The sequence below is a fragment of the Microbulbifer regidiadema (SeqCode) genome, from assembly GCF_052467605.1.
The window spans coordinates 2,849,540-2,872,193 of record NZ_CP174316.1; the positions used below are offsets into that span (position 1 = coordinate 2,849,540).

Below are 22,654 nucleotides of genomic sequence, written 5' to 3' on the forward strand. Positions count from 1 at the left end.
CCGCTGAAGTGGCAGCAGTCGTCCCCGACCCTGCACCGTTAAAGCCCAAATCCCGCCGCCTGGCTGACAAACTCCCGGCGCAGCGGTGGGACCATTGTAAGACCGAGCATTCCCAACTGGCGAATTCCCTGCTGCAACCAGCCGGAGGAAGAGAACAGTGTGGGGATACGATCACTGAAGCCAATGGTCAAACGCTGGTCCAGCTGGCGCGACTCCGCGTATTGCCGCAAAAAGTCCAGCCGCTCGGGCAGTGTATCCGGCGATACCGTCGACAGCGCCTGCGCCAGGCCGTAACAGTCCCGCAACGTCAGGTTAAACCCCTGGCCCGCGACCGGGTGTAAAAAGTGGGCGCAGTTGCCCATCAGCACCAGATTGCGCCGCCACTGCTCCCGGGCGAGGGACAAACTCAGTGGATACCCCTGTACAGATCCCACCCTGGCAAAGCGCCCGGCGCGCCAGCCAAATACCCGTTGCAGTTTTTCCAGGCGCTCGCTCTCGGACATTGCACTGACCGCTTCAGCCTCACCCTCGGCACAGGCCCACACCAGTGCTGCGCGGTGCTGGCCCTCTCTGTCCGGCAGCGGTAAAAGTGCCATGGGTCCCAGGCGGGTAAAGCGTTCGTAAGCCACCCCCCGGTGGGGCTGTTGTAGGCCGACTGTCGCGACCAGGGCTCTCTGCGGGTACTTAACCGAGCTAATTTCTATCCCCAGCTGGCGGCACAGCGGCGAGTTCACCCCGTCGGCAACCACCAGTAGCCCGCAGGACAACGCCTGCTCGGGGGCATTTTCAGCGCCTCGCCACAGCAGGTTTGCCCCTGCAGAGGTCATGGTAATGTCAGTCACCTGCGCCGGCGCCAATAATTGGGTGGCAGTGCCGCTCAGGGCACTGTGGAGAATCGGACCCAGCGCTGCATTTTCTATTACGGCGCCCAGCATGCCGGCAAAATTCACCTCCCGTCCTTCGCGTGCCGAGAGGGAGGCGCCAAAGGCATGGCCCCGATCGCTCACATGGATACGTTCGATGGGCGCACTGTAGGCCTGTAGGGCGGGCCAGAGCCCCAACTCTGCAAACAGCTGCAAACTGCCTGCGGCAATTGCCGTGGCCCGCGTATCAAAACTCGGCAGCTGAATGCTGGCTGCGGCATCCGGCAGCGCCCTCTGCTCCAGAAGCGCCACACTGAGCTGCGGACAAAAATGTGCCAACATCAATGCCAGGCTGGCCCCCGCCATACCGCCACCGACAATAGCTACATCCACTTTACGCGCCGGCTCACCCATCCCAATTCCCCCTATGATTATTCGGCATGGTGATAATAATGGCCGAACAATCCAACAATCACTTCTAACGGGTCAGTAAATCGCGCCCGTGAAGCATGGTGTATTCAATATCTTCAATCGTTTTCGGAGCCGCCGCTGAGAGGATCTGTGGCCCCTTGTGAGTGAGCGCAACATCGTCCTCGATACGAATTCCGATCCCGCGAAATTCTGCGGGAATACTCTCATCGTCCTCCGGGATATAAATACCGGGCTCGATCGTCATTACCATACCAGCTTCCAACTGGCGCCAAGCGCCGTGGACGCGATAATCACCCACATCGTGCACATCCATACCGAGCCAGTGGCCCACCCGGTGCATATAAAACCGCTGGTAGGCGCCGGATTCAATCAGTCCCAGGATATCGCCTCGCATCAGTCCCAGATCCACCAGCCCCCGGGTGATGGTCTCGACACTGGCGGCGTGGGGATGGTCCCAGTGATTGCCCACGGCAACCTGTTCGATCGCCGCTTGCTGGGCGGCCAGCACAATGTCGTAAAGTGCGCGCTGCGGCCCGCTAAATACCCCGTTGACCGGGTAGGTGCGGGTAATATCAGCGACATAGCCCCGGTACTCACAGCCGGCGTCCACCAATACCATATCCCCGTCGCGCAGTGGTGCGTGGTTGCTACAGTAGTGCATAACCAGCGCATTGCGCCCTCCCCCAACGATGGTGGGATAGGCGATTTCACGGGCTCCGGAATCCACAAAAGTATGCAGGAGGGCGGCCTCCAACTGGTATTCGTAGAGGCCCGGCTGGCAGCGGGTCATAGCGCGGCAATGGGCCTCGGCGCTGATTTTTGCCGCCTGCGCCATCAGGCGTATTTCCTGTGCCGACTTGAACAGGCGCTGCTCGCGCAACTGGTAATCGAGATCCACCATCTCCGGTGCTCTGCCCGCCCCCGGCGCCATGGCTATCCGCTCCAAATAGTTGCGGAGACGCCGGTCCAGATGGGCATAGCGCCCCATGGGGAAGTAGACCCGCTCGCGCCCCTCCAGCAGCCCCGGCAAAATATCATCCAGGTCGCCGATGGGAAATGCATCGCTCAGTCCGCACTGCTGCACCGCACACTCAGGTCCCAGGCGCGGGCCGTCCCACCTCTCCTTCTCCGGGTCGCGCTCGCGACAGAATAACAGCGCCTCTCCCTGCGCCCGCCCCGGCACCAGGACCAGCAGTGCCTCGGGCTCATCAAACCCGGTGAGATATAAAAAATCACTGTCCTGGCGAAACGGGAAAAAAGTGTCCCGGGAGCGCAACTGCTCCCCGGCGGATGACACAATTGCCAAGCTGCCCGCAGGTAGCTCTGCCATCAGGCGCTCGCGTCGGCGGGTGTATTCAGATCGACTGATACCCGCTGTAGTTGTCGAGTTCTCTGCCATCAGTGGATAGTGCGCTCGCTGTCAGATGCTTTGCCCTTTACCTCGGTAAATATATTGAGTACGGCAACTCGTACGTACTCCTGTAATTCCAATAGTTGCTGCTCTGTCTCCTCGCCCTCTTCAACCTGTTCGGCATCCAACTGGGCGATGGCACTGATATCTTTGAGTGCTTCATCGCTGGTGGGCAGCAATTTTTCCCGGGCGCCGCCGACGCCAAAGCCGTGCAGAAATCCATCGCACCAGTGGCCCAGCGCCAGCGCGCGGGAGATCACATCTTCGTCATCGCACAGCACCAATTGAAAATCGAAATTGGAACCGTCGAGTTGTTTGTGGCTCTCTTCCGCCAGCTGAAAAAAATCCTGGTTGAGATCTGCCGGCACCGCCTCCACATCCAGTAGTCTGGCCAGCTCATTTTGCCAGCGCTGTTTGTCCGGGCGCTCACCCGCCGCCAGGATGCCGCAGATAAAACCGTGTAATTCACTGGGGTCAGCCTGTCCCCCGGCAGAGAGGATGGCGTTGGCGAGGAGTTCAAATCGGCTTGCGTCAGAAGTCATGGTTACCGTACAGCTTTTCGTGAATTGGGCTTTCAATCCGGTACGAAACCGGGAAATTGAGGTATTAAGAGACAATTTTGTGATTGTCCGCGCAGGTGCAGCGATTGACCCACCAATACGCCGGCAATATAGTAGCGGAATCCCTCGCAGTCTGTCGTGTTGCGAACTCCGACGTCGACCTCAAATGCAGGAAATATGGATAAGCTGCAAGCGCTAGAGAGCACCGTGGATGCACTGATTGCCCGCTGCCAACAATTGGCGGATGACAATCGTGAGCTGCGCCGGCAGGAAGCCGACTGGCTGCGGGAACGCCAGCGCCTGATAAAAAATAACGAGGCTGCCCGCTCGCGGGTAGAAGCAATGATTAACCGTCTTAAGGGGCTAACGCAAGATACCTGATGTCCGAAACCGCATCACCACTCTCCGAAACCGTAACTGTCTCTATTCTCGATAAAGAGTACCGTGTCGCCTGTGCGGAAAGCGAGCGCGCCGGGTTACAGGCTTCGGCACACCTGCTGCACGAGCGCATGTCCCGTATCCGCGCAACGGGAACGGTTATCGGTTTAGAGCGTATCGCCGTAATGGCTGCGCTTAATATTGCCCACGAGCTTATCCAGGCGAAAGCGGAACTCAGCTCCATTCCCCTGCAAGAGGAAATGTTAGAGCGGCTCACAGATAAAGTGCAAAATGCACTGGGTGAAATAGACTCGGCAGAAACACCGACAAAGTAAGGTGACAAGAGGCCACTTTCTGCTACCAGTCAATTCATGTAAATTTCCGGTTAACAGCCCCCCCCTCTACAAGTTATAATTGGCCCATACCCTGGGGTGTTGGCCAGCAGACTATGTCCTTGAGCCGATAATCTTACCCCGGTGGTTTCCAGCGGGTGCTGGTGCGCAGGTCCGCCTTGAAGCGGAAAGCCTTATGTACTCCGGACACCACCACCTTGAACCTTACGGTTCAAGGCTCCGTCTACAGCCGCACACTCGGGGTAACCTATTTTTTCCACTCATCTCCCAGCATGACTGAAAGCAAAGCGCAATTGCGACGCCGTATGCGCGCGGGACGACGGGCACTCAGCGCCTACCAGCAGCGCCTGCATGGCCGTGCAGCCATCACTCTTTTGAGCCGTATTCCGCAAATGAACCGCGCAGCGCACGTCGGTATCTACTGGCCGATGGACGGCGAGCTGGATATTCGCTACCTGCTGAGTCGCTTCCCGACAAAACACTTTTATTTACCGCAGCTGCCGGCAGAGCCACACCCCCACCTTAGATTCAGGCGCTGGCAGGGCGAGCCCCTGGCTTTTCGCAATCGCTATCGGATTCCCGAACCCGTGCGCACCACCTATCGCGCGCCCAAACTGCTGGACCTGGTGTTGGTGCCACTGGTTGCCTTCGATCCCAGTGGCGCGCGCCTGGGAATGGGAGCCGGTTTTTACGATCGTACTTTTGAGCACAAACAGTTATTACCAGGTACAGGGCCACAGCTTATCGGTGCCGCCCACCAACTACAGTGTATCGATCACCTGCCCACAGACAACTGGGATATTCCGCTGGATATGGTGGTCACGGAGCAGCAGATCTACCGCTGCCACTAAAAAAGGGCCACAGGAATAAAGCTGGAATAAAAAAAGCCGAACACCTGGGTGTTCGGCTTTTTTGTTTGCGCGTGGGCAGAGCGCCCCCCCGGCATTAGCCTAACGGGTAACCACTCCCTGTTGCAGAGCGGCCGGCGGTTCAACTTCAGAGGAAAAGACCTCAGATAAACCACTGGTACTCAACAGAACGCCCGCGACAAAGACAACCACAGCGATTGTCAGCGCATCGGCTTTCATAGGGACCATCCTGTACGATCAATTTTGTTTTTATATGCGTTTCGCCCCGCTTATGACCGGGGCCACAGCAAAAGTTCCACGCGAATCGGAGATACTCAAGAAACCGGCTAATAGTAACCGTTTATTGGATATTTTATGAGTTTTTTGTCTCATAATTAGACAAGCAAGTTCGACAAAACAGGATTTGCAGTCTATACACCCCTCAATAAATAAGACGTCTTGCTCAAATACGGGTAAGCGATGGCTTAAGCGCCCAAAAATAATCGGTAAGCCGGGTTCTCCGTCTCATCCCAAAAGCGGAATTGAAGCTGCTGTAACAGCGCCTGTAACTCGCCCCGCGCAGCCTGCTCCACCTGCAACCCGACCAAAACCCGCCCGTAAGCCGCCCCGTGGTTGCGGTAGTGAAACAGGGTGATATTCCAGCGCCCAGCCAGATGTTCGAGAAATTTGCGCAGAGCCCCCGGGCGCTCGGGAAATTCGAAGCGATAAATGACTTCGTCGGGCAGGCCCGCCACCCTGCCGCCCACCAGATGGCGAATATGTAACTTTGCCATTTCGTTATCGGTCAGATCGGTGACCTGGTAATCTTTGCTCTCAAGCTGACTGACCAACTGGCGCCGGTCTTCATCGGATACCACCTGTAGGCCGACAAAGATATGCGCTTCGCTATCACTGGCAAAACGATAGTTAAACTCGGTGATTGAGCGATCGCCCAGATCCCGGCAAAACTGCAAGTAACTGCCCGGCCGCTCGGCAATTTGCACCGCGAGGACCGCCTCGCGCTTTTCACCGATCTCGGTGCGCTCGCTGATATAGCGCAGGCGATCAAAATTAATATTGGCCCCACTGCACACGGTCGCAAAAGCACCGTTGCGGTTGCCACTTTGCTCCAGGTGTTTCTTCAACCCCGCCAGGCCAACGGCCCCGGCCGGTTCGGCGATGGAGCGGGTATCCTCGAAGATATCCTTGATCGCCGCACAAATTTCATCGGTACTGACCGTGATAACCCCATCGATGGTTTCCCGCAAAACCCGGAAGGTCTCCTCGCCAATTTGGGCAACGGCAACCCCATCGGCAAACAGCCCCACCTCCGGCAAGCGCGCCCGCTCACCGCTCTCCAGGGCGGCCTTGAGGCAGGCCGCGTCCTGGGGCTCAACGCCGTACACTTTGGTCTCCGGGCGCACATACTTAATATAAGTGGCCATACCCGCAGCCAATCCCCCGCCTCCCACAGGAATAAACACCGCATCCAAATTGCCCGGGTGCTGGCGCAGCAGCTCCATAGCAACGGTGCCCTGTCCGGCAATCACATCCGGGTCATCGTAGGGGTGGATAAACACTAACCCCCGCTCCTCGACCAGCTCGCGGGCCCTCGCCGCCGCCTCGTCAAAGGTATCCCCGTGCAGCACCACCTCAGCCCCGCGCATACGCACAGCGCCAACCTTAATCTGCGGGGTGGTTTTCGGCATCACGATGGTAGCCCGCACCCCCATTTGCGCCGCGCTCAGGGCAAGTCCCTGAGCGTGATTGCCCGCCGATGCCGCTATGACCCCTCGGGCCCTCTCCTCGGCGGGCAGTTGCAGGAGCTTGTTGTAAGCGCCGCGGATCTTGAAGGAAAACACCGGCTGTAGGTCTTCGCGCTTTAGCAAAATGCGATTGTTGAAGCGGTGGGACAGTTGGCGCATCGGCTCCAACGGCGTCTCGGTAGCGACATCGTAAATACGTGCGTCTAAAATGCGCTTGATATAGGACTTGGGCATGACGTGTCTTGACGGCCGTAACAGTGAATTTCTGTGCGCAACTCAGCGTCGATCGGCGACAAAAGCCGCTGATACCCCCGCTGAAGGGGCGCAATATCGGCATGACAGTCTAAGGCTTGAGAAACATATTTGCCACACAAAACAACCTATCACGCTTTTTTTTATCGTCAGATTTAAATTGAGGCGAAATAATTGCAAAGGAAACTATCCAGAGTATGACCCAGGATGAACTGAAACAGGCGACTGCGCGCGCCGCTATCGACTATATCGCCCCGCGCCTGGAGGACAATTCCATTGTCGGCGTAGGTACCGGTTCCACCGCTAACTTCTTTATCGATTACCTAGCGGAGATCAAGGGGACCTTTGACGGCACGGTGGCGAGCTCCGAGGCCTCCGCAGAGCGGCTCAAGTCCCACGGTATCCCGGTATATGAACTCAATGCGGTCGACGGCATTCAGTTCTATATCGATGGGGCCGATGAGACCAACCCGGCGCTGGAATTGATCAAAGGCGGCGGCGCGGCGCTGACGCGGGAAAAAATTGTCGCGGCCTGCTCCGAGGAATTTATCTGTATCGCCGATGAGAGCAAGTGGGTAGAAGTGCTGGGCGCATTTCCCCTACCGGTTGAAGTCATCCCCATGGCCCGCTCTCTGGTGGCCCGGGAGCTGGTAAAACTGGGCGGTGACCCGGTTTATCGCCAAGGTGTGATCACCGATAACGGCAATGCCATCCTCGACGTATACAATCTGCAAATCGACAACCCCACAGCCCTTGAGGAAACGATTAACAATATCACCGGGGTAGTTACCAACGGTATATTTGCCAAACGCTCCGCCGATATTTTGCTGCTTGGCAGCAGTGCTGGGGTGAAAACGATCACCGTATAAATCTGTTCTGAAAAAGTTATGCACAAGAAAAATAAAAAATGCGGGCTGGCCCTTCTGCTCGGTGTTGCGGCACTGAGCACAGGCTGCGCGACCAGCCCCCCGCAAAATCTCGACAATATCTGCGCTATTTTCCAGGAAAAAAAGAAGTGGTATGGGGAGGCCAAGCGGGCTGAAGACAAGTGGGGCTCTCCTGTCGCGGTCATGATGGCAATCATGCACCAGGAGTCCCGCTTTGTGCACGATGCCAAACCGCCGCGCACAAAGATTCTCGGCTTTATTCCCGGCCCCCGCCCCTCAGATGCCTACGGCTATCCACAGGCCCTGGGAACTACCTGGCGCACCTACCAAAGGTCTTCCTTTAACTACGGTGCCGACCGGGATGATTTTGGGGATGCTATCGATTTTATCGGCTGGTACAACAATACCAGTGCGCGCCAGTGTCAGATACGCGCCAGTGACAGCTACAGCCTGTACTTGGCCTATCACGAGGGACACGGCGGCTTTAACCGGCGCACCTTTCAAAACAAGGCCTGGCTGAAAACAGTCTCGCACAAGGTATCTGCCAGGGCACAAAAGTACCAACAGCAACTCAACAGTTGTGAGCAGTCACTAAAAAGGCGCAAGAAGTTTCTCTGGTTTTTTTAGTGTCACAGCGGCAATCCCGTGTTGTACCAGGGACGGTACTGGCAGGCCACCTTATTGCCTCCCCCTCCAACGACTTCGGAAAAAATTCTCAGTGCTGGCGGAAAATGGCGCTCCCGGGTGTCAAAAACTGACTACGCTGGAAATTAATAGCCCGAGATTTGGGCCTGGCTTCAGGCCGCTGTAGCGGTGCTGTGACAAGTATAACTTTACAGCCCTAACGTGACGCTGGGTGCTCCCCAGAGAAGCGAAAGCGTCCAAATACTTTTTGGAGTATCCAATGAAACTCTTGGTAAAATCCCTGGCTGTATTGGCAATATTATTCAGCGTGCCACTGGCCTTTGCACAGCCCGCCAGCTCTCAGGCAAACACCCCCAAAGCCGCATTTAGCGAACCACAACTAAAGCAGTTTGCCGACGCCTACCGCTCCATTGTGATGTTGAGCCGCGAATACGCCCCCAAGTTGAAAGCGGCCGCCGATATCAAGGAGGCGGAGGCGATTAATCAGGAGGCTCAGGGAAAAATGATTGCCGCTATTGAAAAAGCTGGGCTTTCCAAAAACAAATACCAGGAAATTGCCAACAGTATTAAATCGAATCCGGATCTACTGGATAAGGTTAATAAAATCCTTCAGCAGGCCCACGCTCCACAACAGTAATTGCAATTTCCGGGCGGCGTGCTGGTCAGTTCTTCACGCCGCTCAAATCCAGTTTAACCTTCAACACCTGGCAAATAATTGGCAGATTATCCTTCACCCAATCCCTGTCGAAAGAGCCCCAGTCGCGCAACAGGTAATAGCCGTCATTATGGCGCACTCCCTCCTGAATAAACTCTACAATAGTGCCGTGTCCGGGTAGTCCCTTGGCAATAATGTCTTGCACCGTTCGCCGTGGCCAACCGGTCGCCTCTTCTAAAGCGGGGTTATTAGGGCGCGGAATATAGTCGATCAGATAAGCGATTAACATTCGCCGGCAAATGGTCGGGTTTAACAGACTTGCAACAGGCGTAGATGGCATTCGACCAGTCCTTCATTAAAATAATTTTTCCTATTGTTGACGAATCTGACTTACAGGTCGAGAAAATACTGAGGCGTTAACGGCACAGCGCCCCATAGACACTCGCAATTCCTACGGAATTCGGCGCATCCCCAGGCTGTAAGCAACCCGGGGGAGTTCAGCCGTTAGCGCAAAAAATACACGTCGAAGACCGGAGCTCGACAACTTTTATTCTATCAGCGCCTTACGAAAAGAACTTTTAGTGCCAATAAGCTTATAAACCACTGCATATAAATTAGACAGAAGCCTGACTTTTTCTCTCTCTTTGCGCATAATCCACACCGTATATCTGAAACAACAGCAGCAGCAGACAGAAAATAATTGTGAGGCTGAGAGAGTGGACAATGAAAACCCCAAACTCCGCGAAGTGGGGCTAGGTATTCCCGCCGCTGCGGTAAAGGCCCATCTGATTGGTGCACAGGCAGCCGGACTGGATTGCCAACAACTGCTCATCGATAGTGGCATAGCCCCCGCTCAGCTGGATGACCCCGATAGCCGTGTAGGCCGGGAGCAGATGGCTAACTTGTTGCGCCTTGAGTGGGACTTTCTGAATGATGAGTCAGGTGGTTTCCTGGCGCGCCCCTGGCTGCCCGGGACCTTTGCCATGATGGGACACGCCTGTGTCAGCTGTCCCAATCTGCGTCGCGCTCTGCTCCGCTCCGGCCGATTTATCAGCATGGTCAGCGACGATCTGCATATCAAGCTGGTAGAGGATGGTGAAGAAGCCCGCCTGATCATTCACCACAGCAACGAAAAAAACCTCCCCAACCAGATTTTCGTCGAATCCATCGCCGTTATTTGGCTGCGCTTTTTCAGCTGGTTGATCGATCGTACCATTTTGTTGGAGCGGGTCCTGTTGGCTTTTCCTCCCCCCGACTACAACGAAGACTACAGCGATATGTTTCCTTGCAGGCACTACTTTAACCAGAGTGAAACCTGCCTGGTATTTAACACCCGCTACTTGCAGATGCCACTGGTACGCGATGAGCAGCAACTGGCAGACTTTCTCTCCCGCGCGCCCGAGTGCCTGTTGACTCAATATAAGTCCGACCACAGCTTCACCGGTCGCATTCGCCGTATGTTGCAGCAACAAAACAGTATCGAGAACCTTTCTCTCGACGATGTTGCCGCGCGACTGTATACATCGCCGCAGACACTGCGCCGCCGTCTCAAAGAGGAGGGCAACAGCTGGCAGGATATTAAAGATTCTGTCCGACGGGATATGGCGGTCTATCAACTGAAGCAGCAGGAGACTGCGGTGGCAGAAATTGCCGAGCGCCTGGGTTTTTCCGAGCCCAGCGCCTTTAACCGCGCATTTAAAAAGTGGACCGGCCTCGCTCCCGGGGCCTACCGGGACAAATTCCGAAATTGAGTCCGCTGATAAGAAATCCCGGTTCAAGCACCGGGATTTTTTGTCTGGGGCAATTAAACAACCCCTCGACTACTGTGCATTGGTGACCACCCGCACGCTGATTCTCTCTGCATCGAAGACCTTCTTCTCCTTTTTTCCCGGCACATCTTCCGTTAGCGGACTACTCGACCCCATACCCGTTGCGGTAACCCGGTTTGCTGAGACACCCTTTTGCAACAGCAGGTCTCTCACCACATTCGCGCGCTCCTGGGAAATTTGTTGCTCGGCAATTTCATTGCCCTCGCCTTTTACACGCCCCTCAATGGCAATAAATAAATTGGGGTTATCCTGCATAATTTTCGCCAACGCCGTGATATCAGCGGCCGAGGCATTGATAATTTTTGCCGTCCCCTTGGCAAAGTGTACCCGCATGGGAAATTCCCGATCGGGGTTTTCGGCAAAACTGCTGAGGTAGTCACGCAAATTACTGGAAAAATCATCGGGCCCCAGCTCCGCCTCCACCACTTTTCTGGCCATGCCCACGGGCTCCGAGGGCGACTCCATAAAGCTCGCCTCCTGAGAGACCTTTGCGGGACTCTCTTGCGACGATTTATCCTTCCCCTTCAGCATATACATGTTCAGCGCATAGAGAACCACCAACACCAACAACAGGGGAAAAAACCAGCTGCTGAAGCTGACGGGCTTTCTCTTCTCCTCAGGCCCCTGTATTGCCGCAACCCGAGGTTCCTGCGGCTGCTCGTGGCCATGGGTTATCAGGGTTTCTCCCAGCTTGTCAAAACTGGAAACATCAATCGCCTGCAACAGGTTATCCGGTACATAGCCCTGCAAGTGATCCCGCTGACCGATCAGAAATGACGCCAAGTCGGAAACATCCATATTTTGCGCTTTGGCCTGATTTTGCATCAGTGAAACTACGATGGGTGCAGAGATTGTCAGCAAATCTTCAGCCCCGTCGCCCAAATTGCTGGCGGCGACTTCCAACACTTCCCTTTTCCGGCCGCTGTAGATTTTATCCAGCATCTTAGCGCCGCTACTCTTGATCGACAGCCATTTTTCCGGGGAGGAGACAACTCCGGCAAAATTGGCTAAATCCAGTGCTTCACTCTCGGACACCAAATTAAATAAATAACCCATCCCGGTTTTACTGCTGGCCCGATTCAACATGCCGGCCAGTATATAGGCGACGCCTGAACAGAGCGCAGCCTCCCCCTGTCCCGCCGGCAATTTTAAATGCTGTGCCAGAGCATCGATACTCCCGGAGCCCAACTGGGCGCTAGCCATATCCAATACATTATCCGCCATCGCCAAACCTCACTCACCACCGCAGGGACCGGCAAAGTCGATTTATTTGCCCGGGGCCACCCACAACTCCCCTTGCCGGAAGAAAATAAATCTCCCGTACAAAGATAATTTAAATGCCAGTTTTTATCGCCAAAATTTCAATAGATTTAGGCGCCTTACTTGAGTGTACGGCAGTACCTCCACACGGTTAGTCTAATTTGGAATAAATAAAAAGATATTTGACTAGGAATGCCCCGCTCTGGCCTGGAAGCAGAGTCATCTTCCCTGGCACCTTTTATCATTGAACCCGGGGCGCGCCGCACTATGGTTATAGCCGCAACCATAAAATAAATAGAGGCCAAAACCGTGCCCACAGAAGCCTATATCTACGATGCTATCCGCACTCCGCGGGGCAGAGGGAAATCCAGCGGTGCCCTTCACGAAGTCAAACCTATTACCCTGCTTGCAGACCTGCTGACAGAACTGCAAACCCGCAGTCAATTCGATAGCGCCAAGGTGGACGATATCGTGATGGGGTGTGTCACGCCGATCGGAGACCAGGGCGCCGATATCGCAAAAGTTGCGGCATTAGCTGCCAATTGGGATTGGAATATCGGCGGAGTGACGCTTAATCGCTTCTGCGCCTCCGGTGCCGAAGCGGTCAACCTGGCTGCCAGCAAAGTTCGCTCGGGCTGGGAGCACCTGGTGGTGGCCGGTGGTATAGAGTCCATGTCGCGGGTGCCCATGGGCAGCGACGGCGGCGCCTGGGCACTGGACCCCCGCACCGCTATGGACACGGGCTTTGCCCCCCAGGGCATCGGCGCCGATCTGATCGCCACCCTCGGCGGGTTTTCCCGCGAGGATGTGGATAAATTTGCGCTGGACTCCCAGCGCAAAGCGGCGGCCGCCTGGAAACGCGGGGCTTTCGAGAAATCCGTTATTCCCGTGCGCGACCAAAATGGCCTGACGCTACTCGATCACGATCAGCTTGTACGCCCCGATGCCTCCATGGAGGCCCTGGCACAACTCAAGCCCTCTTTTGCCGGCATGGGAGATCTGTGCTTCGACAGTATTGCCCTATCCCGTTACCCCCAGGTCGAATCTATCGAACATGTTCACACTGCGGGCAATTCCTCCGGTATCGTCGATGGCGCCGCCGCCCTGCTTATCGGCAGTGAAGGGGCCGGGCGGGATCTGGGGCTCAGCCCCCGCGCCCGCATCGTCTCCGCCGCAGTGGTGGGAACCGAGCCCACCATTATGCTCACGGGCCCCGCTCCGGCCACGCACAAAGCCCTAAAGGCCGCAGGTCTGAGCGCACAGGATATCGACCTCTTTGAGGTGAATGAGGCCTTTGCCGCAGTGGTGTTGCGCTTCCAGCAGGAACTGGATGTGGACCCACAGAAACTCAATGTTAACGGCGGCTCAATCGCCATGGGGCATCCCCTCGGCGCGACCGGCGCAATGCTGATCGGCACAGTATTGGATGAACTGGAACAGCGACAGCTGCGCTACGGCCTGGTCACACTGTGTGTGGGCGGCGGCATGGGTGTAGCAACCATTATCGAACGCGTTTAGGGGCAGACTATGAAATCCATTCGCCTGGAAAAAGACGATCACAACATTGTCCACCTGATAATGGACAACCCCAATGCCTCAGCCAATGTGATGGATCGGGATTTTACCGAGTCGCTGAGCGCAGCGGTTGAGCAGCTCAAGCAGATAGAGTTTTCTGGAATTATCATTCGCTCCACAAAAAATACTTTTTTTGCCGGTGGCGACCTCAACTCTTTATATGCTGCAAAAATTGCAGAGGCCAAGTCCTTTTTTGACTCCTGCGAACGGTTAAAAACCAACCTGCGCTGGCTGGAGACTCAGGGTAAACCGGTAGTCGCCGCCATTAATGGCACAGCCCTGGGGGGCGGCTGGGAGATTGCCCTCAGCTGTCACCAGCGCATAGTTATCGATAGCACAGCCATAAAACTGGGATTACCTGAGGTCACATTGGGATTACTGCCCGGCGGTGGCGGTTGCGTGCGTATGCCCCGCCTTCTGGGTATTCAGGGGGCCCTGCCTTACCTGCTGGAGGGAAAACAGGTGAGGCCACAACAGGCACTCAAGGCCGGGCTGATACATCAGCTGGCTGCCAGCGAAGAGGAATTACTTCAGCGGGCCGTCGCTTTTATTCGCGAGCACGGCAAGCAAGCTGCCGCGCAGCCCTGGGATCAAGCGGACTATCGAATGCCCGGCGGAGATGCCAAAAACCCTGAAAATGCCCAGCTATTAATGATAGCCCCGGCCATGTTGGAGAAAAAAACCAAGGGGTGCCTGCCCGCACCGGAAGCCATTATGGCAACCGTTGTCGAAGGGTCCCAGGTCGACTTCGAAACCGCAACGCGAATTGAATCCCGCCAGTTTGTAAACCTCGCCTGCGGCCAGGTTGCCAAAAATATGATTGGCACCTTTTGGTTTGCACTCAATGAGGTCAAAGCCGGCGCATCCCTACCCGCCGCCGCGCGCGATGATAAAACCTCGCCCGTGCAGAAAATTGGCATACTCGGCGCCGGCATGATGGGCTCGGCAATTGCCTACGCCTGTGCCAGTAAAGGGGTAGAGGTCGTATTAAAAGATATCTCCATGGAAGCTGCCGCAGCCGGCAAACAATATGCGGAAAAATCCCTGCAAAAACGTTTGCAACGGGGCCGCATTGCCGAGGATAAAGCCCATGGAATTCTCTCCCGTATCGCGCCCACAGACAGCAATACGGACCTGGCCGACTGCCAGCTGGTGATAGAGGCGGTTTTCGAAGACCGGGAACTCAAGCGCAAAGTGACCCAGGAGGCCGAGGAACAACTGCCGAGCAATGCGGTATTTGCCTCGAATACCTCGACACTGCCGATTACCGGACTGGCTCAGGCCTCCGCTCGCCCACAACAATTTATCGGCCTGCACTTCTTCTCCCCCGCCGACAAGATGCCCCTGGTAGAAATTATTTGCGGGGAGCAAACCAGCGATGAAACCCTCGCGCAGGCCTTCGCCTTCGTGCTGGAAATTGGCAAAACGCCAATTGTAGTCAACGACAGCCGGGGCTTTTTCACCTCCAGGGTATTTGGCTGTTTTACCAACGAGGGCATCAGTATGCTCAGCGAGGGAGTCAATCCCGCCGCAATTGAAAATGCCGCCGCCCTGGCGGGATTCCCAGTCGGCCCCCTGGCAGTTAGCGACGAGGTCTCTCTGACCCTGATGGGGAGAATACGCCAACAGACCATTAACGACCTACAGAGAGAGGGCAAACCCGCCCCCACCCACCCGGCAGATGCGGTTATCGATCGCATGCTTGAGCTGGGGCGCGGGGGTAAAGCCGCAGGTGGCGGTTTTTACTCCTACCCCGAGGGCGGTAAAAAGCACCTTTGGAGTGGGCTGCAAAAAGAGTTCGCCCCCAAAGCGCCACTGCCTATCGACGATGTGAAGGAGCGGCTGCTGTTTATTATGGCCCTGGAGACCCTCCGCTGCTATGAGGGGGGGGTTCTCCGCAGTGTGCGCGATGCAAATATCGGCTCTATCTTCGGTATCGGTTTCCCGCCTTGGACCGGGGGCGCTCTGCAATATATAAACCAGTTTGGCCTAAAGGCATTTACCCAGCGGGCGCAACAGCTGGCCGAAGCCTATGGTGAGCGATTTAGTCCACCAGCCATCTTACTCGAACTGGCAGAGACCGAAAAAACCTTGACCGACAATCCGTAACTCAGCGTTTTCAGCGGTGCGAATAGGTTTGTCTTACAGCCAATATTCACACCGCTGTGAAAATACGGGATCAATAACTCAATAATATAATGCGGTGGTAAAAGGATGGTACCAAGAACAGTTTACAACGAAGATCACGAACAATTTCGCAACACGGTGCGCAAGTTTTTGGAAAACGAAGCCGTGCCCTATCACCCGCAATGGGAAAAAGAGGGGCAGGTCGATCGCAAGTTGTGGCATAAAGCCGGAGAGATGGGGTTTCTCTGTCCACAAATTAATGAGGCCTACGGTGGTCTGGGCCTGGACTATGGCTACAACTCCATTATTGACGAGGAAATAGCCAGAGCGGGACTCTCGGGTATTGGTTGGGGTCTGCACTCGAATATCGCTGTACCTTACATTATTAATTACGGTTCAGAGGCACAGAAAAAGAAATATCTCCCCAAATGTATTAGTGGAGAGATGATTACCGCTATCGCCATGTCCGAGCCCGGAGCCGGATCGGACCTCCAGGGCGTCAGGAGCAGCGCCATTCGTCATGGCGATCACTATCTATTGAATGGTTCCAAGACCTTTATTACCAATGGCCAGCAGGCGGATTTGATTGTGGTGGTCGCCAAAACTGCCCCCCACGAGGGTGCCTCTGGCGTCAGCTTACTGCTTGTGGAGGCGGACAGCCCAGGGGTCAAGCGAGGCAGTAACCTGGAAAAAATCGGCATGAAGGCCCAGGATACCTCCGAGCTTTTCTTCAACGATGTGCGCGTCCCAGCAGAAAATCTGCTGGGTGCTGAGGGCCAGGGTTTTGTTTACCTGATGCAGGAATTACCTCAGGAAAGACTGAGTGTGGCCATTTATGCGATTGCCAATGCCGAAGCGGCCCTGCAATGGACTATCGACTACGTGCGTGAACGCAAGGCCTTTGGTAAACCCATCTCCGCATTTCAAAACACCCAATTTAAATTAGCCGAGCTGGATAGCGAATTGACCGCCCTGCGTGTATTTGTCGACCGCTGCCTGGAACTCCATTACAAAAAGGAGCTCGATGTTCCCACCGCAGCCAAGGCAAAATTATTGTGTACCGATTTCCAGTGCAAGTTGCTCGATGAATGTGTCCAGCTGCACGGCGGTTATGGCTATATGTGGGAATACCCCGTAGCGCGCGCCTGGGCAGATTCCCGTGTAGCCCGTATTTTTGCCGGAACCAATGAGATTATGAAGCTGATTATTTCTCGCGAGTTACTGAAAGAAACTTAGCGAAAGATTCAACTTCCGTAACTTATCGCCCCCAATATAACGATAACAGTAGTGAAGGTTAATGCGATGATCAGTTGTACCCCCTTAGACGGGCTCAAAGTTCTCGACTTTTCCACCCTTCTCCCCGGTCCCTACGCAACGATGTTGCTGGCGGATTTGGGCGCGCAAGTACTGCGTATAGAGTCTCCATCGCGCCCCGATCTACTGAGAGGCTTTCCCCCCATGGTGGGGGGAAATTCAGTCTCAGCGGCACACGCAACGATTAACCGGAATAAACGCTCCCTGGCACTGGATCTGAAAAGCCCCAAAGCCAAAGAGGTGATCCGGCGCTTGCTCGAACAGTACGACGTGGTAATAGAACAATTTCGCCCTGGTGTTATGGCTCGGCTGGGACTGAGTTATGAAGATTTAAAGCAGCATTGCCCCGATATTATCTACTGCTCCATCACCGGTTACGGGCAAAGCGGCCCGCTCAAACAGCGCGCTGGCCACGATATCAATTACCTTGCCTTATCCGGGTTGGCCAGCTACTCCGGCAAGCGCAATAGCGGCCCCAGTCTGAGCGGTACCCAGCTGGCGGATATCGCCGGCGGCTCCCACCATGCGGCCATGTCGATACTGGCAGCGGTATACCAGCGACAGAATAGCGGTAACGGCAGCTATATCGATATCAGTATGACCGACTGCTGCTTTGCTTTAAATGCCATCAGCGGCGCCAATGCCCTGGCCTTAAATACCTCCCCACAACTGGAATCCGAGCTGTTAAATGGCGGCAGCTACTATGACTACTATCGCACAGCAGACAATCGCTATCTCGCGGTAGGCAGTTTAGAACCCCAGTTTGCCGAGCGGTTCTTTACCCAAATAGGCCATAGAGAATGGCTCAGTCGCATTGTGCAAGAAGATCAGCAGGAAACACTCAAAGAGGATATTGCCAGCGTTATCGCCAACAAAACCCAAACGGAATGGGTTGCTCTTTTTCAGGATGTCGATGCGTGTATTGAACCGGTACTCAGCTTTGCCGAAGCCGCCGATAGCGAGCTTATGCAATCCCGAGGGATGGTTTGCTCAGTAGATGAGGAAATAAAACAAATCAATACGCCCTTTAGGTTTAATAACCGCAAGCCCCACGCCTTCAAGCGCGGGGCCACACTGGGGGAACACAACCAGAGCGTGCTGAGCGAACTCGGTTTTAGCACTGAGGAAATTGAGGAGATCTGTGACGTTCAAGGCGCGCCCCAGTAATCACAGACTATAGCGGAGAGAGGACAGCTACGGCTGCCTCTAATCTCCGCCTCCACCACAGCTACTGCCACAGCTGCTACCAGAGCCGCTGCTACAACTGCTACCAGAGCCACTGCTGGAACTACTGTAAGAACTACTGCTGGAACTATCACTACTGGAACTGCTACTAGTATCACTGCTGGAACTGTTGTAAGAACTGCCGTCGGAATCCGCAGAATAATCACTACGCCACAATCCATCAGAGTCCATATCTCCGGCACAATCCGATGCACAGCCCATATGGCTGGCACAGTAATCTTTGCCGGAATTTTTCTTGGAGCGGCAGTTCAATGAATAATGAAAACCATCCTTAATTTTCAGCTTTTTATCAATCGAAAAAATAAGCGGTAACGAGTCTGGTCTGGATGGATCAATTTTGCTATGCGCACAGGCAATGCGCCACGCCCTTTTGATACCTTCACTCGGTGAGTTCTTACTGGGCATCACCTCATTGGGCGTGTGATGTAGAAAGCGGCCGAAAGACTTTTGGCAGAAATCGTCATATAGGCGCGTGCTCAATATAAACTCATGCCAGGCAGCATCGACAACTTGAGATGGCATGGCCACCATTTTTTTGCCCGCCGTCTGGCAAATAAGAAAATAGTCCCTTAAACCATCAATCACCGTATTCAGTTGTTGTGCATTGAGATGGGGATACTGTTTCTTCACCCGCCGTTTAATCGATGGGTGAAATTGATATTCTTTTACAAAACGAACTTGTGTCGATGCCAGGCGATTCCGCACTGACCGTCGATAAAAGAAAAAAATCACTATACTAAGAACTAACAGACCAACGGCCAGACCTGCTGCGACAAATACTTCAAATGTCATAATATTCCATTATTAATTAAAATCATCGCGTCGCAATGTAATAGGAATCAAACGATTGCGCCAGTGCCTTTTTTAGCGGTGAGCGTACCAATTGGGCGCTTGGGGTTGAAGTCTCACTGCATATTAACTAAGCTAAAGCACCTCGAACCTTTCTTTTCGGAGTCACCTACGCCAATGAATTAGGACTTGCACACACTGGATATAAACCGGCTTTACCTGAGGCCATCAATTCCTGTGCAAGTGGCGTACTCCATTTCCTGCAAACTTATTCCTAAATAATGGTGCTGCGCCACCCATTCCGACTAGCGGAGGGTGATATGCAGAACATTTGCTCTATAAAAAACCTCTATTTTAATGTATCGGGTAAATCGCTATTTACCCGGCTCAACCTTGAGTTACCTGCGGGGCTTGTCGGCCTGGTGGGAGATAACGGCTGTGGAAAATCCACACTTTTGCAACTCCTCACAGGACAGATAAAGCCCGAGCGGGGAAATATTACCTGGCACCGCGATCACTTTGCTGTCGACCAGGCAGAGCGCCTTTGCGGGCAGAGAATTGTGGATATATTCGACCCTATGGGCCTGTACGACAGTTTTGCCCGTATACAGTCCGGCATTTATTGCGAGGAAGATCTAACACGAGTCGCAGATGCATGGACGCTACCTACAGTATGGCAGCAACATTTGCTCAGTGCCGGCATAAACCTCGCGCTAGATACACCGATCGCAGACCTTAGCGGTGGGGAGAGAAAGCGCCTAACCTTAATCAATGCCTTCTCTCGCAAAGATCACTATTTATTGCTAGATGAACCCAGCAACCACCTAGATTCAAGCAGCAGGGACTGGCTGCACCGCAAAATTCTCGATCATCGCGCGGGGGCCCTGATAGTCAGCCACGATCGTGATGTGCTGCAACGGGTAGATACCATACTGGAATTAAAGCGAGGCAAAATCCAAGCCTATGGCGGCAATTACGCGCACTATCACACGTTAAAAAACAGACAGAACCAATCAATAGAAAAAGAAATCGACAGTACCAAAAAAAGAATAAACGCGCTAAACAAGCTGAAACAAAACGCTGAGGAAAAATCTGCCAACCGCAGAAATCAGGGTAAAAAATTACAGGGTTCTCAATGCAAGGTGCTACTGGACGCCAAGAAAGATCGCGCAGGACAAAGCTTGGGGAAATTGACCAGAAACCTGGATCGACAGCACAACAAGCTCAAACAGACGCTACGTAACGCCCAAAAAGATTATAAAGAGCACAAACCCTTGAGCATACACCTCAATAAAGCGGGGCTCACTGGCGGCATTCGCCTGCATTTGGAAGCGCTGAGACTACCCTACGGCCATCAAACTGGGCCTATCTCATTAACCATGTACAGTGGCCAGCGCTGGCAAATTTGTGGGGCAAACGGTAGCGGAAAGTCCACATTGTTAAAAATTATTGCCGGTCAGCTGAAACCTGCCGGCGGCTTATGTAGAACTTCCGGCAGCTGTTTTTACTTAGATCAACACCTAAGTCAATTTGACGAAAAACTATCCGCCCTGGAAAATTTGTCTCTCCTGCATCCAGATAAAGAAACCAAGCACTGGCGCACAGCCCTGGCAACGCTCAAGCTTCGAGGTGACAGCGCACTTCAGCCGATAAAGACCTTAAGTGGCGGAGAGCGACTAAAAGTCGCTTTACTCGCCGCTACCCGTGGCACCAGAGCAGCGGACCTGCTACTACTGGACGAGCCAGACAACCACTTAGATTTGGAGTCTCGTATAGCGCTGGAAGCTGCGCTGATAGATTATCCCGGCACCTTCCTGTTGGTATCCCACGATTCCACCTTTGTCGAACAGGTGGGTATAGACAGAAAGATCTATCTATAGCTCAACCTAAAATGGGTTCAATACAGGAAGTGTGAGATGAAAACACTACGCTTGCTATTGGGAGACCAACTGAATCAGAAGCACTCCTGGTTTCGCCGAAGCCAGGAAAATACCATCTACTTTATCGCTGAAATGCGCCAGGAGACCGATTACACGGTTCACCATATCCAAAAGATCGTTGCTTTTTTTGAAGCTATGCAAAATTTCGCTAAATGGCTGCAAAGCAAAGGAATTAAAGTTATTTACTATCGACTAAATGATAAAAACAACACACAAGATCTCAGCCAAAATATCCAAGCGATTATCAGCAAATATAAAATCGACAAATTTGAATATCAACTGCCCGATGAGTATCGATTAGATCAACAGCTACAGCAATTGCAGAAAAAACTCGCGATAGAATCCCAGGCTTACGACACCGAACACTTCTTAACCGACCGGGAAGAGCTGCGTGATTTTTTTCAAGGAAAAAAGACGCTACTTATGGAGAGCTTCTATCACCATATGCGCAAAAAGCACAATATCTTGATGAATAAAGGTAAACCTGAGGGGGGCAAGTGGAACTTCGACCAGAGCAATCGCAACAAATGGCATCAACGCTCGGGCAAGCCCAGGCAATATCAGATACAAAATAACGTTACCTCCACTTTATCCAGAATAAAAAAAGCGGGAGTAAAAACTATCGGCAACATCGATACAGAACGTTTTACCTGGCCAACGAGCAGAGGGGAATCACTCAGAGTACTGCGCCACTTTTGCAAACATCTATTGATACACTTTGGTGACTTCCAAGATGCCATGGACTCCGATGAAATTTTTCTGTATCACAGCCGCATAAGCTTTTCACTTAACAGCAAACTCATAAGTCCAAAAGAGGTGATCGATACAGCGCTCAAGCATTGGCAAGAGAATAAAGCCGCCATAACCCTCAACCAGATCGAGGGGTTTGTCCGGCAAATATTGGGCTGGCGGGAGTACATGCGCGGTGTCTATTGGATGTCGATGCCGGGCTATGAGCGCGAGAACAAACTGAAAAATAACAACCCGCTACCCGGCTTCTTCTGGAATGCTAAAACCTCCATGAACTGCCTTCACCACACCATCAAAAACAGTCTCGACAATGCCTATGCTCACCATATCCAAAGGCTTATGATTACTGGCAACTTTGCCCTGTTGACACAAACCGACCCGGACCAGGTGGACAGCTGGTATCTCGGTATTTATATCGACGCCATTCAGTGGGTCGAACTGCCCAATACCCGGGGCATGAGTCAATTTGCCGACGGCGGGCTAGTGGCAAGCAAACCCTATATCTGTAGTGGCTCCTATATCAATAAAATGAGCAGCTATTGCCGCGACTGTATTTATAACGTCAAACAGCGCACAGGGGATAAAGCTTGCCCATTTAACAGCCTCTATTGGAACTTTCTTATCGACAAAAGAAAAATGCTAGAGGGCAACCCTAGAATGGCGATGATGTTCAGCCTTCTGGATAAGCTGGAAAGGCATGAAGTGGCGGCAATACAACAGCGGGCAAAGCTATTTATAACAAAGAGATCATAGCTTATTTAAGCGGGGCTTTAGC

21 protein-coding genes and 1 other RNA gene are annotated in these 22,654 nt (G+C 53.6%); 14 read left to right on the forward strand and 8 right to left on the reverse strand.

Translation table 11 applies throughout. The features are described 5' to 3' along the window. Nucleotides 1–38 precede the first annotated feature (38 nt). The 3 genes from ACJJIF_RS13060 to ACJJIF_RS13070 form a co-directional block, all read right to left on the reverse strand. A complete protein-coding gene (locus tag ACJJIF_RS13060; RefSeq protein WP_444928787.1) occupies nucleotides 39–1,277 on the reverse strand; it encodes an FAD-dependent monooxygenase in 1,239 nt (412 codons plus the stop codon). A 64-nt stretch (nucleotides 1,278–1,341) separates the two neighbouring features. Then, nucleotides 1,342–2,694 (reverse strand): aminopeptidase P N-terminal domain-containing protein, encoded by a 1,353-nt coding sequence (locus ACJJIF_RS13065; protein WP_444928788.1) that lies wholly within the window; start codon nucleotides 2,692–2,694, stop codon nucleotides 1,342–1,344. Continuing rightward, on the reverse strand, nucleotides 2,694–3,248 hold the full coding sequence (locus ACJJIF_RS13070; RefSeq protein WP_444928789.1) for a UPF0149 family protein: 555 nt from the start codon (nucleotides 3,246–3,248) through the stop codon (nucleotides 2,694–2,696). The genes ACJJIF_RS13065 and ACJJIF_RS13070 overlap by 1 nt, the downstream gene beginning before the upstream one ends. A 195-nt stretch (nucleotides 3,249–3,443) precedes the next feature. On the opposite strand from ACJJIF_RS13070, the gene ACJJIF_RS13075 reads away from it, so the two are divergent. From ACJJIF_RS13075 to ACJJIF_RS13090, 4 genes are all read left to right on the forward strand, one after another. Further along, nucleotides 3,444–3,647 carry a TIGR02449 family protein gene (locus ACJJIF_RS13075; RefSeq protein ID WP_444928790.1) on the forward strand — a complete coding sequence of 68 codons (204 nt, stop codon included), beginning with the start codon at nucleotides 3,444–3,446 and terminating at the stop codon, nucleotides 3,645–3,647. Next, entirely contained in the window at nucleotides 3,647–3,979 is a 333-nt protein-coding gene (locus ACJJIF_RS13080) for a cell division protein ZapA (protein ID WP_444928791.1), read from the forward strand. The genes ACJJIF_RS13075 and ACJJIF_RS13080 overlap by 1 nt, the downstream gene beginning before the upstream one ends. 85 nt (nucleotides 3,980–4,064) lie before the next feature. Continuing rightward, a non-coding RNA gene (ssrS, locus tag ACJJIF_RS13085) (6S RNA) lies at nucleotides 4,065–4,245 on the forward strand. 24 nt (nucleotides 4,246–4,269) lie between these two features. Then, nucleotides 4,270–4,848, forward strand: coding sequence for a 5-formyltetrahydrofolate cyclo-ligase (locus tag ACJJIF_RS13090; protein ID WP_444928792.1), 579 nt, complete (start codon nucleotides 4,270–4,272; stop codon nucleotides 4,846–4,848). 99 nt (nucleotides 4,849–4,947) lie between these two features. Here ACJJIF_RS13090 and ACJJIF_RS13095 read toward each other — a convergent pair whose 3' ends face one another. Both ACJJIF_RS13095 and ilvA read right to left on the reverse strand, forming a co-directional pair. Beyond that, the gene (locus ACJJIF_RS13095) at nucleotides 4,948–5,085 is read right to left on the reverse strand and encodes a hypothetical protein (RefSeq protein ID WP_444928793.1); all 138 of its coding nucleotides are present in this window, start codon (nucleotides 5,083–5,085) and stop codon (nucleotides 4,948–4,950) included. Nucleotides 5,086–5,330: 245 nt separating this feature from the next. Further along, entirely contained in the window at nucleotides 5,331–6,845 is a 1,515-nt protein-coding gene (gene ilvA / locus ACJJIF_RS13100) for a threonine ammonia-lyase, biosynthetic (RefSeq protein ID WP_444928794.1), read from the reverse strand. Between the two features lie 215 nt (nucleotides 6,846–7,060). On the opposite strand from ilvA, the gene rpiA reads away from it, so the two are divergent. From rpiA to ACJJIF_RS13115, 3 genes are all read left to right on the forward strand, one after another. Continuing rightward, complete coding sequence (gene rpiA, locus ACJJIF_RS13105) at nucleotides 7,061–7,732, forward strand: ribose-5-phosphate isomerase RpiA (protein ID WP_444928795.1); 672 nt, start codon at nucleotides 7,061–7,063, stop codon at nucleotides 7,730–7,732. Nucleotides 7,733–7,750: 18 nt separating this feature from the next. After that, a complete protein-coding gene (locus ACJJIF_RS13110; RefSeq protein ID WP_444928796.1) occupies nucleotides 7,751–8,377 on the forward strand; it encodes a transglycosylase SLT domain-containing protein in 627 nt (208 codons plus the stop codon). A 277-nt stretch (nucleotides 8,378–8,654) separates the two neighbouring features. Beyond that, the gene (locus ACJJIF_RS13115) at nucleotides 8,655–9,032 is read left to right on the forward strand and encodes a DUF4168 domain-containing protein (RefSeq protein WP_444928797.1); all 378 of its coding nucleotides are present in this window, start codon (nucleotides 8,655–8,657) and stop codon (nucleotides 9,030–9,032) included. 25 nt (nucleotides 9,033–9,057) lie between these two features. Here ACJJIF_RS13115 and ACJJIF_RS13120 read toward each other — a convergent pair whose 3' ends face one another. After that, a complete protein-coding gene (locus ACJJIF_RS13120; RefSeq protein WP_444928798.1) occupies nucleotides 9,058–9,390 on the reverse strand; it encodes a helix-turn-helix domain-containing protein in 333 nt (110 codons plus the stop codon). Nucleotides 9,391–9,766: 376 nt separating this feature from the next. Here ACJJIF_RS13120 and ACJJIF_RS13125 point away from each other — a divergent pair, with 376 nt between their 5' ends. Then, complete coding sequence (locus tag ACJJIF_RS13125; protein ID WP_444928799.1) at nucleotides 9,767–10,801, forward strand: AraC family transcriptional regulator; 1,035 nt, start codon at nucleotides 9,767–9,769, stop codon at nucleotides 10,799–10,801. 69 nt (nucleotides 10,802–10,870) lie between these two features. Here the strand turns inward: ACJJIF_RS13125 and ACJJIF_RS13130 are convergent, their stop codons facing one another. After that, the gene (locus ACJJIF_RS13130; RefSeq protein WP_444928800.1) at nucleotides 10,871–12,103 is read right to left on the reverse strand and encodes an OmpA family protein; all 1,233 of its coding nucleotides are present in this window, start codon (nucleotides 12,101–12,103) and stop codon (nucleotides 10,871–10,873) included. 345 nt (nucleotides 12,104–12,448) lie between these two features. On the opposite strand from ACJJIF_RS13130, the gene ACJJIF_RS13135 reads away from it, so the two are divergent. From ACJJIF_RS13135 to ACJJIF_RS13150, 4 genes are all read left to right on the forward strand, one after another. Continuing rightward, entirely contained in the window at nucleotides 12,449–13,657 is a 1,209-nt protein-coding gene (locus ACJJIF_RS13135) for an acetyl-CoA C-acetyltransferase (protein WP_444928801.1), read from the forward strand. A gap of 9 nt (nucleotides 13,658–13,666) precedes the next feature. Next, nucleotides 13,667–15,823: a 3-hydroxyacyl-CoA dehydrogenase NAD-binding domain-containing protein gene (locus ACJJIF_RS13140; protein WP_444928802.1), complete on the forward strand. Its 2,157-nt coding sequence runs from the start codon at nucleotides 13,667–13,669 to the stop codon at nucleotides 15,821–15,823. A 105-nt stretch (nucleotides 15,824–15,928) separates the two neighbouring features. Beyond that, nucleotides 15,929–17,077, forward strand: coding sequence for an acyl-CoA dehydrogenase family protein (locus ACJJIF_RS13145; RefSeq protein ID WP_444928803.1), 1,149 nt, complete (start codon nucleotides 15,929–15,931; stop codon nucleotides 17,075–17,077). A gap of 66 nt (nucleotides 17,078–17,143) precedes the next feature. Beyond that, a complete protein-coding gene (locus ACJJIF_RS13150) occupies nucleotides 17,144–18,322 on the forward strand; it encodes a CaiB/BaiF CoA transferase family protein (RefSeq protein WP_444928804.1) in 1,179 nt (392 codons plus the stop codon). Nucleotides 18,323–18,361: 39 nt separating this feature from the next. Here the strand turns inward: ACJJIF_RS13150 and ACJJIF_RS13155 are convergent, their stop codons facing one another. Next, nucleotides 18,362–19,192 (reverse strand): glycine-rich domain-containing protein, encoded by an 831-nt coding sequence (locus ACJJIF_RS13155; protein ID WP_444928805.1) that lies wholly within the window; start codon nucleotides 19,190–19,192, stop codon nucleotides 18,362–18,364. 317 nt (nucleotides 19,193–19,509) lie between these two features. Here ACJJIF_RS13155 and ACJJIF_RS13160 point away from each other — a divergent pair, with 317 nt between their 5' ends. Together ACJJIF_RS13160 and ACJJIF_RS13165 are read left to right on the forward strand one after the other, a co-directional pair. Continuing rightward, nucleotides 19,510–21,069, forward strand: a complete 1,560-nt coding sequence (locus ACJJIF_RS13160) for an ATP-binding cassette domain-containing protein (RefSeq protein WP_444928806.1) — start codon at nucleotides 19,510–19,512, stop codon at nucleotides 21,067–21,069. A 36-nt stretch (nucleotides 21,070–21,105) separates the two neighbouring features. Continuing rightward, the gene (locus tag ACJJIF_RS13165) at nucleotides 21,106–22,632 is read left to right on the forward strand and encodes a cryptochrome/photolyase family protein (protein ID WP_444928807.1); all 1,527 of its coding nucleotides are present in this window, start codon (nucleotides 21,106–21,108) and stop codon (nucleotides 22,630–22,632) included. Nucleotides 22,633–22,654: the final 22 nt, after the last annotated feature.